This is a genomic window from Polynucleobacter sinensis, from assembly GCF_001595985.1.
Taxonomy (GTDB): Bacteria; Pseudomonadota; Gammaproteobacteria; order Burkholderiales; family Burkholderiaceae; genus Polynucleobacter; species Polynucleobacter sinensis.
Genome location: NZ_LOJJ01000005.1, coordinates 23,193 through 35,461, shown reverse-complemented (window position 1 = coordinate 35,461; position 12,269 = coordinate 23,193). Strand labels below are relative to the sequence as shown.

The 12,269-nt window shown below is 48.2% G+C and carries 9 protein-coding genes; 4 read left to right on the top strand and 5 right to left on the bottom strand.

The genetic code is table 11. The features are described 5' to 3' along the window. Positions 1-8 precede the first annotated feature (8 nt). Positions 9-1,772, bottom strand: coding sequence for a lipid A export permease/ATP-binding protein MsbA (msbA, locus tag AOB49_RS07365; RefSeq protein WP_062309504.1), 1,764 nt, complete (start codon positions 1,770-1,772; stop codon positions 9-11). 10 nt (positions 1,773-1,782) lie between these two features. Between msbA and AOB49_RS07360 the strand changes: the two genes are divergently transcribed. Genes AOB49_RS07360 through AOB49_RS07350 form a run of 3 tightly spaced genes read left to right on the top strand, consistent with a single transcriptional unit; the run spans position 1,783 to position 4,504 of the window. Next, entirely contained in the window at positions 1,783-2,544 is a 762-nt protein-coding gene (locus AOB49_RS07360; RefSeq protein ID WP_062309502.1) for a glycosyltransferase family 2 protein, read from the top strand. After that, complete coding sequence (locus AOB49_RS07355) at positions 2,541-3,326, top strand: glycosyltransferase family 2 protein (RefSeq protein ID WP_062309500.1); 786 nt, start codon at positions 2,541-2,543, stop codon at positions 3,324-3,326. Before AOB49_RS07360 ends, AOB49_RS07355 begins: the two co-directional genes overlap by 4 nt. Positions 3,327-3,346: 20 nt before the next feature. Next, the gene (locus tag AOB49_RS07350) at positions 3,347-4,504 is read left to right on the top strand and encodes a glycosyltransferase family 9 protein (protein WP_062309675.1); all 1,158 of its coding nucleotides are present in this window, start codon (positions 3,347-3,349) and stop codon (positions 4,502-4,504) included. Positions 4,505-4,517: 13 nt separating this feature from the next. Here AOB49_RS07350 and dnaE read toward each other — a convergent pair whose 3' ends face one another. Beyond that, positions 4,518-8,135 (bottom strand): DNA polymerase III subunit alpha, encoded by a 3,618-nt coding sequence (dnaE, locus tag AOB49_RS07345; protein ID WP_062309498.1) that lies wholly within the window; start codon positions 8,133-8,135, stop codon positions 4,518-4,520. Between the two features lie 15 nt (positions 8,136-8,150). Between dnaE and gluQRS the strand changes: the two genes are divergently transcribed. Then, the gene (gluQRS, locus tag AOB49_RS07340; protein WP_062309496.1) at positions 8,151-9,104 is read left to right on the top strand and encodes a tRNA glutamyl-Q(34) synthetase GluQRS; all 954 of its coding nucleotides are present in this window, start codon (positions 8,151-8,153) and stop codon (positions 9,102-9,104) included. Here the strand turns inward: gluQRS and AOB49_RS07335 are convergent. From AOB49_RS07335 to AOB49_RS07325, 3 genes are all read right to left on the bottom strand, one after another. Further along, positions 9,091-10,482, bottom strand: coding sequence for a DEAD/DEAH box helicase (locus AOB49_RS07335; protein ID WP_062309494.1), 1,392 nt, complete (start codon positions 10,480-10,482; stop codon positions 9,091-9,093). The genes gluQRS and AOB49_RS07335 overlap by 14 nt on opposite strands. Before the next feature lie 6 nt (positions 10,483-10,488). Then, entirely contained in the window at positions 10,489-10,893 is a 405-nt protein-coding gene (locus AOB49_RS07330) for a GlcG/HbpS family heme-binding protein (RefSeq protein ID WP_172793418.1), read from the bottom strand. 134 nt (positions 10,894-11,027) lie between these two features. After that, positions 11,028-12,212, bottom strand: a complete 1,185-nt coding sequence (locus AOB49_RS07325) for a pyridoxal-phosphate-dependent aminotransferase family protein (protein ID WP_062309489.1) — start codon at positions 12,210-12,212, stop codon at positions 11,028-11,030. Positions 12,213-12,269: the final 57 nt, after the last annotated feature.

The following is a 12,269-nucleotide window of genomic DNA, read 5'->3' as shown; positions in this document are numbered from 1 at the left end:
ATGAGCATCTAGGCATTTGAGAACTGAATGCGGTGAAGATTGGCATATAAACCATCTTGCTTAATCAAGTCTTCATGCGATCCATTTTCGATTACCTGGCCATGCTCCAAAACCACAATACGATCCGCATGTTCAATCGTCGATAGGCGATGTGCTATTACTAATGTAGTTCTACCGGCCATCAAGCGCTCTAAGGCATCCTGCACCTGACGTTCGGACTCAGAATCTAGCGCAGAGGTAGCCTCATCAAGAATCAGAATCGGCGCATCTTTGTAAATCGCACGAGCAATAGCCAATCGTTGACGCTGACCGCCTGACAGGCGATTGCCGTTATCCCCAATCTGAGTATCAATACCGTCTGGCAACTCTTTCATGAGGGATAGCAAATTGGCGGCCTCAAGCGCCTCAATCACACGGCCACGATCAATACCTTCTGGACCGACTGCGCCATACGCCACATTAGCGGCAATCGTATCGTTAAAGAGAATGACATCTTGACTCACAAACGCAATTTGTTTGCGCACATCGGAGAGCACAATATCCTCCAATGGAATGTCATCCAAGAAAATATGCCCACTACTTGGCTTAAAGAAGCGTGGCAAGAGGTTAACCAAGGTGGATTTACCACCTCCTGAAGGCCCAACAAAAGCAACGACCTCTCCAGGATGAATATTCAGGTTAATGCCCTGAAGAGCATCTTTTCTTCCTGCCTCTTGCTGATATGAAAAACCTACATCCTCAAACCGAATTCCGCCTTTTGCTCTCTGAAGAGGCTTCATATTTGCCTTGCGAGACTCGTCCTCCTCAAAGGGTTGATCCATCAATGAAAAGATCATTTCTGCCGCAGTAAGACCACGCTGCAAAGGCTGATTGATATCTGCCAAATGCTTAATCGGTGAGATCACCAACATCATGGCAGTAATAAAGGCCGCAAAACCACCAACCGTTGTTCCCTCGGTTGCGGACTGCATCAAGGCAATCACCAGGACCACTGAAAGCGCCATTGATGCGATCAGCTGGGTAATCGGCTGATTGAGACCGCCAGCTACAGCAGACTTCAGAGCAAATTGGCGTAGGCGCTCCGCCTTATCCATAAAGCGACGCATCTCATACTCTTCCGCGCCATGAACCTTGACGATCTTATAGCCCGCTGCCGACTCTTCAACAATGTAAGCTAACTCACTGGTCATTGTTTGCTGCTCACGATTGAGCGAACGCAAGCGTTTATTAATCCGGCCGATGATCAAGGCGATGATTGGGAAAATCATCAACACCACCAACGTGAGTTGCCAATTGAGATAAATCAAGTACCCAATTAATCCCACTACCGTTAGCGAGTCACGCACCAGGCTAATAAGCATGCTACCCATAATTGAAAGGGCGTTATTCACTTCAAAAACTACGGCATTAATCAGGCTAGATGCCGAATTCTTCTGAAAGAAAGTGGTGCTTGAATGCAGCAAGGCCTTAAACATTTGCATGCGCATCTTGAGCAGAACTGCATTAATCACCCGATTAAGCAAATAGTTAGATAAAAATTGCGCCATGCCGCGAACAAAAGCCAAGCCCACCAGAAAAACTGGGACTTGCCAGAGCTTGTCGTTCATTTCACCGGTGAACCCCCTATCGAGCAAAGGCTTCATTAAGGCAGGAATGGAGGTTTCTGCACCCGCTACCAGGGCCATAGCCAATAAAGAGCCAATAATCAAGCCAATATGGGGTTTGAGGTACTGAATTAAGCGATTTAGGGCGGTACGGTCTTGAGCATTCATATAATGAATTATGCCCACCTTATCCGTCATACTCATCACTCGCAACGAAGAGGCCAATTTGGCTGATTGTTTAGCGTCCCTAGAGGGGATTGCCCAGCAAATTGTGGTGGTGGATACCAATAGCACTGACCGCACTCTAGAAATCGCCAAAATGCACGGCGCCCTAGTCTCTCAGCCGGCTGATTGGCCCGGCTTTGGCCCCCAAAAGAATCGGGCTTTAGACCTAGCAACTGGAGACTGGGTTTTGTCATTAGATGCCGATGAAAGACTGACTCCCGCCTTAAAAAGCGAGATTTTGACCGCTATTCACCATTCCGCCCATGTCAATTGCTTTGCGATTCCACGCCTATCTTGGTACTGTGGTCGATTTATTCGCCACTCAGGCTGGAGCCCAGACTACGTAGATCGATTATTCAAGCGAGGAACCGCGCGATTCTCAGATGATCTCGTTCATGAGCGTCTTCTACCGGATGGTCAGGTTGCCAAACTTGAGAACCCTATGCTGCACTACAGCTTTATGGATTTCTCCCAAGTACTGCAAAAGATCGACCGCTACTCAACTGCCTCAGCAGAACAAGCGTATGCCAAAGGCAAACGAAGTTCACCGCTCAAGGCAATTCTTCATGGGGCATGGGCTTTTATCAGAACGTATTTCATACGCGCCGGCTTCTTAGATGGTCAGCAAGGTCTTGCATTGGCGATCTCAAATGCCGAAGGTAGCTACTATCGCTATATGAAAATCTGGCTCATTCAAAATCAAGTAGAAAAATGAAGATCAGCGTTATCGTTGCAACCTATAACAGAATTGATGCTCTGAATTTTGTTCTTCAATCCCTAGAATCTCAAACGGATGATGACTTTGAAATCGTGATTGCGGATGATGGCTCAAAAATTGAGACCACTGAATTTATCAATACCTTTAAAACCCAATCAAAGCGCTCGATAAAGCATGTCTGGCATGAGGATTTAGGATTTCGCCTCTCCTTAATTCGAAATCTCGCAAGCGCACAAGCATCTGGGGAATACCTCATTTTTTTAGATGGTGATTGCATGGTGCAACCAGATTTCATTGCGCAACATCGAAAACTTGCTCAAGCAGGATATTTCATCACCGGAAGCCGAGCATTACTTGATGAACGCTTAACGAAAGAAATCCTATCCTGGCCCCATTGGGACTACCAACGTTTCGCAAAAAATCTCCTGAACTTTCGCGCATCTGGCGGCATTAATAAATACTGGCCACTCAAAATTAAGCTAGGCGATGGTTGGTGGCGTAACTATAAAAAGTTTGTCTGGCGACGCATTAAAGGTTGCAATCTTGCCTGCTGGAAAGCCGATGCTGAGGCGATTGGCGGCTTTGATGAAACGATGACCGGCTGGGGTCATGAAGATGCCGATTTTGTTTTCAGACTGCATAACGCCGGTTTAATTCGCAAGTCTGGATCTTGGTCTACTGAAGTACTTCATCTTTACCATCGCGTTAATGACCAATCACACGCAGCAGAAAATGCGCGCCATGTGCGTGAAAAAATTCTTGCCAAGGCAGGTCGATAGAATTGCCTGAAATGTCTGCCATGCCCCTCTTTTCAAATCTAAAACCAAAAAAGGTATTGTTTATCGCTACACGTCAAATTGGCGATGTGCTGGTAACCACACCCCTCATCACCAAAGCGCGGGAACTGTGGCCAGATGCGGAATTTCATTTTCTAGGCTATCGCGGCAAGCTCGAAATGCTCAAGGGCAATCCGAATATTAGTAAGCTAATCGAAACCTCAGATCGCCCTGGGTTTGGAGAATATCTCTCACTGATTGGAAGACTCTTTCAGCGCTACGACTTAGCTGTAGTAACCCAACCTAGCGATCGCGCCTATCTTTATGGTCTTGTGGCCGCACACAGAAGGATTGGGATCCTAGGAGGTCACCCACAAGGACTTACCGAGCAAGATAAAGCCAAACGCAGTAAGAGCGATAAGCAAAACGCTTGGAAAAAAGCGATCTGCTTACATACAGTAAATGTGGACTATTTTGCGCAACATGTCATTACAGAAAAGCTCCGCCTGCTTGAGGTGTTTTATCAAAATGCTCGCGATGTATTCAATAAAATGATTTCGGTTACACCTCCTGTTGGTGATCCACTCACACCAGCGATAGCCAATCAACTTCGCTCACCTTATATAGTGCTTCACCCAGGCCCGCTCACCGCCTATAAGCGCTGGCCGCTAGCCTATTGGCAGGCTCTAGTAACTTGGATTGTCAAACAGGGTTATCAAGTCGTTCTGAGCGCATCCCCAGCCAAGCAAGATTTACAGCTTAATCAGGATATTTTGTCTCTATTGGATGCACAAACCCGTCAACACGTCGTCAATACTTCTGGCGATCTCTCCATTCCACAGGCGGGCACATTAATTCGCGGGGCCATTGCTTATATTGGCGTAGATACCTCCATTACGCACTTAGCAGCAGCCTGCAACACCCCGACTATTGCTTTGTTTGGACCCACTCCACCGACAAACTTTGGCCCATGGCCCAATGGTTTTATTGGCGAGCAACCTTATCAATTGAGAGCGCGCTCACAAACCGTTGGAAACATCACTATTTTGCAAGGCCCCGGGGAGTGCGTACCCTGTCGCAAAGCAGGCTGCGAGGATCGCGCTAGTAGTAATAGCGAATGTCTAGACCATCTAGAACCTACACAAGTGATTGAGGCACTTCAAAAAGCGCTTCAAGCGTAGGCCTTTAAAAAAACTAGTGGTATTGGACTTGGACGGTATTAGATTGCTTGGCGGCCAAGATTTGATTTAAGCCATGTAGACAAGCATCGTCAGGATAAATGCGTAACTCGTCCGGGAATTGCATTAAACATGCGCCGCCACTAGTGGTTACTGCTGCGGTCAGCATCAAACCCTTCATTCCTTCATTCGCACCTGGCATAGATGCGCTAGCAGGACCTAATTTTGGATCACGTACGCGATTACTCATCAAGTAAGGATTAATTTGACTACGCAAAGACTTTAAATCAATTGCCGAATCAATATTGAGATGAATATTGCGAGCAAAACGCATGCGTGCGCCAGTGATGTCCATCACCGCTTCGGACACAATACGCATCCCCCCTGAAAACTTATCGGGCGTGACATTCACTTTTGCCACAAGTAATTCATCCTCTTTGAGCCATGAGCGATTTGGCTCATATACCTCGCTGTAGAGGGTTACCTCAATTGCAGCAGTACCGTCATCGATGGTGGCAATCATCATGCGACCCCGTTGGCCCGTTAACATCCGAGCGGAAGTGATGATGCCGGCAATCAATTGATCCTTACCTTCAGTTACCTTAGCCAATGGCTGACGAATAAAGTGTGACGTCTCTTCTCGATAGGCATCGAACATGTGGCCTGTTAGACATAGGCCTAGAGCGGTTTTTTCTTCTTGAAGACGCTTCTTCTCCGACCAGATGGGCTCACGCACTAACTCAGGTAAATGACGATCTGCTTCACCGGCAACCTCAAACAAACTCACTTGATTAATAGAGGCTTCAGCTTGCTCGGCCGCCTCAATTGCGCGAGCCAAGGAAGCTAATAAAGTAGACCGAATATCGTAAAGATTACCGCCTGCTGGAATAGAGTCTTTATAGAGGCTATCAAATGCACCAGCACGCATGAGTGCTTCAATTGCGCGACGGTTAACTTGACGACGATCTACTCTTGCACAGAAATCAAATAAATCCTTAAATGGCCCACCTGCCTCACGCGCCTTCACAATCGCCTCAATCGCAGCCTCACCAGTTCCCCTGACTGCGCCAAGTCCATAACGAATATGGCTGATTGGTGTATCTGGTGCCGCATCAGGTGCCCGTAAAGGTGTAAATACATATACGCCAGTATTGATATCAGGGGAGAACACCCGAATCTGATTGACTAAGCAATCGTCATAGAGAATCTTCACCTTATCGGTGTCATCCATGGCGAGCGATAAGTTGGCCGCCATAAATTCAGCGGGATAGTAGGCCTTTAACCAAGCAGTTTGATAAGCCAATAGTGCGTATGCGGCAGCATGGGATTTATTAAATCCATAACCCGCAAAACGCTCCATTAAGTCATAAATCTCATTAGCTTTAGCTTCACTGATACCGCCCGCTTTTGCGCCATCGCTAAAGATCTTGCGATGCTGAGCCATCTCTTCCGGCTTTTTCTTACCCATCGCACGACGCAACATATCCGCGCCACCCAATGAGTAGCCACCAATCATTTGCGCCATCTGCATCACCTGCTCCTGATACACCATGATGCCGTAGGTCTCTTGTAAAACTGGCTCAATACGCGGATCGGGATACTCTACTTTTTGGCGACCGTGTTTACGCTCAATAAAGTCTGGAATCAAATCCATTGGGCCCGGACGATACAGCGCAACGAGCGCAATAATGTCTTCGAAACGGTCTGGTTTAGCCTCACGAAGCATGCCTTGCATGCCACGACTTTCTAGCTGGAAGACTGCGACTGTATTGGCATTCTTCAGAACCTCAAACGCTTTTTGATCATCTAAGGGAATCTCACCAATATTCCAATCGCGACGATCGCTATGCAGCGTCTTAATCCACTTCTCAGCAGCCGCAAGAATAGTGAGCGTCGTTAAGCCTAAGAAGTCGAACTTCACTAAGCCGATCGCCTCAACGTCATCCTTATCAAACTGACTAATAACAGAGCTACTATCTTGATCTTTACTCTCTTGGGTGTAGAGCGGACAAAAATCCGTGAGACGCCCTGGCGCAATCAATACACCTCCAGCATGCATACCCACGTTACGTGTCATGCCTTCTAGCTGCTGCGCCAAAGAGAGAAGCTGACGCACTTCATCCTCATTCTTCTCGCGTTCGCCTAATTGCTTCTCTTCCTTCTTCGCCATTTCAATGGTCATATATTGACCAGGCTTATTCGGAATTAACTTCGCAATACCGTCGACAAAGTTATAACCCTGCTCAAGCACACGACCCACATCTCGAATCGCTGCACGCGCAGCCATCGTTCCAAAGGTTGCAATCTGACTTACCGCATCTTTTCCGTATTTATCTTTTACGTACTGAATCACGCGATCGCGCCCATGCTGACAAAAATCAATATCAAAGTCGGGCATCGATACCCGCTCTGGATTTAAGAAGCGCTCAAACAGTAAGTTGTAACGCAGTGGATCAAGGTCGGTAATACCCAGAGAGTAGGCAACTAAGGAACCCGCGCCAGATCCCCGTCCAGGCCCCACTGGAACACCATTGTTTTTCGCCCAGTTAATGAAGTCCGCAACGATCAGGAAATAGCCAGGGAATCCCATTTGAGCAATCGTCTTCACTTCGAAGACGAGCCGCTCATGATATCGAGCCTCTTCTTTAGCACGCTCTTCTGGATCAGGGAAGTTGCGCTCCATATGGCGCTTCAATCCGATCTCAGACTGTTGCAGCAAGTAGTCATCCAGCGTAATGCCTGGCGGAGTTGGGAAATCCGGTAAACGCGGCTGACCCAAAGTCAAAGAAAGATTGCAACGCTTCGCAATCTCTACAGAGTTCGCAAGTGCAACTGGTAAATCAGCGAAGCGCTTTTCCATCTCCTCTTGAGATAAGAAATACTGCTCCTCATTAAATTTCTTTTGGCGACGTGGGTTACCCAAGAGCTCACCCTCAGCAATACACACGCGCGCCTCATGTGCCGTGAAATCGCTCTTTTGCATAAATTGCACGGGGTGCGTGGCAACCACAGGTAAATCGAGCTCACTCGCAAGGTGGCAGGCCAGTTGCAATTGTTTTTCATCTTGAGGGTGACCACCACGTTGCACCTCAATGAAGTACGCATTAGGGAATATTTTTTCCCAGCGCTTAGCGGCCTCTTTAGCCTGGGCCTCCTGCCCCGCTAACAGCGCGACACCGACATCTCCCCAGCGTCCACCAGAAAGAGCGATCAAACCATAAGCCAAGGTTCTTTTTGCAGCCTTATCCTCAGCTTTTGAAGCAGGCTCACTAAACCACCGAGGGTCGACTTCAGCGCGACCACGAGACTGATTTTCGAGAGAGGCCTTACTCAGCAACTGACAAAGATTGAGATAACCAGAATGGTTTTGCACCAGCAACAAAAGACGATAAGGCTGGTCAGGATCCTGAGGATTACTAATCCAGACATCCGCTCCCGCGATAGGCTTGACCCCAGCGGAGCGCGCGGCAGTATAAAACCGCACCAATCCAAATAAATTACTCAGGTCGGTCAGGGCTAAAGCCCCCATGCCATCTTTTTCAGCGGCAGCAACCGCATCGTCAATGCGAACGACGCCATCCGTAATCGAAAACTCGGAATGGACGCGAAGATGAACAAAACGGGGTAAAGCCATGAGATCATTTTAGCTGTGCCGAATCATCAGAACCCCCTATCCCCAGCCGACGGCTATCGCGGGCGATTTGCCCCCTCGCCAACCGGACCTTTGCATGCCGGATCCTTGGTTGCCGCCCTCGGAAGCTGGTTGGATGCCCGAAAAAATCAAGGGAAATGGCTACTGCGAATCGAGGATATTGATGCGCCGCGCACTGTCCCAGGGGCAGACCAGGAAATCATGCGTCAATTGCTTGCATGCGGGCTTTCTTGGGACGAGGAAGTCACTTGGCAGTCGAGATATACAGAGCCCTATCAAAGCGCCCTAGAGCGTCTAAATGGGCTTGGCATGATCTATCCCTGCACCTGCTCTCGCCAAACCATTCTGAGCGCTCTAGAGACTCAAGGAATCACCCCCGCCCGCAATCAGGAAATTGTTTACCCGGGAATCTGCCGACCGCCAGTGGTCAGGACATATGAATGCGAACTTGGATCGCCGAGTAACTCCGCTTGGCGGCTAGCGCTACCCCCCAATTCGGTCATTGAATTTACCGATCGCGCCCTAGGAAAACAACGCCAAAATCTCAATCAAGAAGTGGGGGATTTTGTCTTGCGTCGTCGGGATGGATTATTCACCTACCAGCTCGCCGTTGTGGTCGATGATGCAAAGCAAGGCATCACCCATGTCGTACGTGGTCAAGATTTATTGGGCAATACCGCACGCCAAATTTATTTGCAAAATGTCTTGGGATACAGCACCCCTCAATATCTTCACTTACCACTAGTACTAGATCAGCATGGCGAGAAATTAAGCAAACAAACCTTAGCAAGCGCCATTCAAACAGAGGATGCAAAACAGTCCCTCAATGAATTGCGTAAAGCGGCAACCCATTTGGGACTGCAAAATTTACCTGATGGGGAAAGTGTTTCTATCGGTGAGTGGCTTTATGCCGCCACTCAAGCCTGGAATAAATCGCTTACTTTTTCTTAAAGCCGCCGAGTAAAGCGCCAACTGATGGCTTAGCCGGGGTAATGCCGACTTTTTTCTCTTCCGGTTTTTCATTAACCGCATCAGTAGTCGCCGCCTTTGGTGCACTACCTGCCTCATACGGCTTATAAAAGAATGGATCGGAGGTTTGACCTGGTTCGGTTTTAACCGTTGGCAAAGGCGCCACTTCCAGCTTGCGCTTCATCAACCTCTCGATGTCATCTAGCAAACGCTTTTCACTATCATCAACTAAAGCAATAGCATCACCCTTACTACCCGCGCGCCCAGTACGTCCAATGCGGTGAATAAAATCCTCCGCATTAAATGGCAACTCATGATTAATCACGCAAGGCATTGAAGGAATATCCAAGCCACGTGCAGCAACGTCAGTAGCGACCAGCGCTTCAATTGCCCCCGACTTAAACGCATCTAGAGTTAAAGTGCGCTCGCCCTGACTCTTATCACCATGAATCGCGCCAGCTTTAATGCCATCGCGCTCTAGAGCGCGAGCCAAGCGTGCGCAACCTAAACGGCTATTAGTAAAGATGATGCATTGGCGAGATAAGCCTTGGCGTGTACGTGCTTCTAAAACCTTCATAATCGCACGCTGCTTATCGGCACTCGCCACCATATGCACCACTTGCTTGACAGTATCCGCAGCAGCATTTTGACGTGCCACCTCAACAGTTACTGGGGTACGCAAATAACTTTGCGCTAACTTTTTAATCTCAGGAGAAAACGTGGCTGAAAACAATAAAGTCTGACGTTGTCCTGGAATCAAATCGATGATGCGTTGTAAGTCGGGCAAAAAGCCCATATCCAACATACGATCCGCTTCGTCTAAAACCAAAATTTCAACTTGTGAGAGATTGGCGACTTTTGAACCGATGTGGTCTAACAAGCGGCCGGGTGTAGCGATCAAAATCTCAACGCCGTTGCGCAAAATCGCCACTTGCTCTTTCATATCCACGCCACCGTAAACCACGGCAGCGCGCAAATCGGTATGCTTTGAATAGCTTGCCGCATTTTCGGCAACTTGCACAGCCAACTCGCGAGTCGGCGTCAACACTAAAGCGCGAATTGGATGGCGCGCAGGCGAGGCGCTGCTACTAGCGTGACGCAGAATCTTTTGAATGATAGGCAATACGAACGCAGCAGTTTTACCGGTACCGGTTTGCGCAGCACCCATTAAATCGCTTCCCGCCAACACGTGCGGAATGGATTGCGCTTGAATTGGAGTTGGGGTGTTATAGCCCTGCTCAGATACCGCTTTTTGAATTTTCGGATCTAAACCAAAATCAGCAAAGGTGATTGTTGCTGGGGTGGCACCGCTATCAGCGGTGCCGGTAAGGGAATTTATTTCAGGAACAGTATTTGTCAAGGTAACTTACAGAATGGCCGCAATGCCGGCTTTAGCAGTTTCGGCATCCTCGGTCGATTTAACGCCGGAAACGCCGACTGCGCCGATGGTAAACCCATTTACCTCGATATTGACGCCACCTTCTAACATGCCCGCAATATGTGGGGCAGACAAAAAGGAGGTTCGTCCGTTATTAATAATTTCTTCATAAACACGACTTTCGCGTTTACCCATTGCCGCTGTGCGCGCTTTTTCTTGAGCGATATAAGCAGAGACTGGAGCGCAACCATCGCGACGCACTAAGCCCAACATATGGCCACCGTCATCACAAACAGCAATCGTCACTGCCCAGTTATTCGCAGCGGCATGCTTGTTAGCCGCATCCAAAATCTTTTGAACATCAGCTTGAGTTAAATAAGGTTTAGTAGCCAACATGTTTTTCTTTCTGACTCGAATATGCTTTATTTGATGAAAGTACTATCTATATAAGTACTTGAATTATAAGGGGTGTAAGTAAACCTATCCGCAGAAATCCACTTACACCCTGTCTCCACCCAACTTACTGATTATTTGAGGAATTCTTGGGCGGCGACAACCCCGCTTGCCTTTAGCTGATAGCCCATGGCGCCTAAACTCATTTCTACACCGCTCAGGGCGGCCATCAAACTCAGCTCGTTACAGTCGCCCAAATGGCCAATACGGAAGGCCTTACCTTTCAATTTTCCAAGGCCAACACCTAGTGACAGATTGAACTTCTCAAGAGCGCGCTTACGCAAGACATCCGCATCCATTCCCTCGGGCACGGCAATACAAGTGAGCACTGGTGAATAGCAATCTTTATCTTGGCATTGAATTTCTAGACCCCAAGCATTGGCTGCTGCACGACATGCTGCAGCTAAGCGCTGATGACGCGCAAAGACATTATCCAAACCTTCGGCCAACATCATATCCATGGCCTCATGTAAGCCGTACATCAGATTGGTGCTCGGTGTCGTTGGCCAATAGCCATTTTTATTGGACTCTAAAATTTCATCCCAAGCCCAATAGGATTTGGGTGTCTTACTACTCTTGCTCGCCTCAATTGCTCTTGGTGATAGGGCATTAAAACCAATACCCGGAGGCAACATCAACCCTTTTTGCGAACCGGCAATAGTAACGTCAGCACCCCATTTATCGTGCTCATAGTCAGCAGAACCCAATCCAGAAACGCTATCTACCAATAGCAATGCGGGATGCTTAAGCGAGTCAATCGCTTTTCTTACGGCAGCGATATTGGAAGTAACGCCAGTCGAAGTCTCGTTATGAACTACGCAAACCGCTTTGATCTCATGCTGCGTATCCTTACGTAAGCGCTCCTCAATGACGGAGGCATCAACTCCCCAACGCCAAGTATCTTCCCCTGATTTACCGACCACCTCAACGTCCAATCCAAGGCGCTTTGCTAAAGCACGCCATAAATTAGCAAACTGACCGGTTTCATAAAACAAGACCTTATCGCCAGGACTGAGGACATTTACCAAGGCACCCTCCCAAGATCCTGTGCCTGAAGCTGAATAAATAATCACCGGCTGCTCAGTTTTAAAGATCTTCTTAATGCCATCCAATACCTTGAGGCCGAATTCGCCAAACTCCGGTCCGCGATGGTCAATAGTTTGATAGCTAATTGCACGCAGAACGCGTGGAGGGACCGGGCTAGGTCCCGGAATATGCAGAAAATGCCGTCCAGACGGGTGGTTATCAAGTTTTAGCATGGCTAGTCTCGCTTGGTTTTTATAGTTAATCTTGCGAATGAGTGTAAGTCAGTTTCT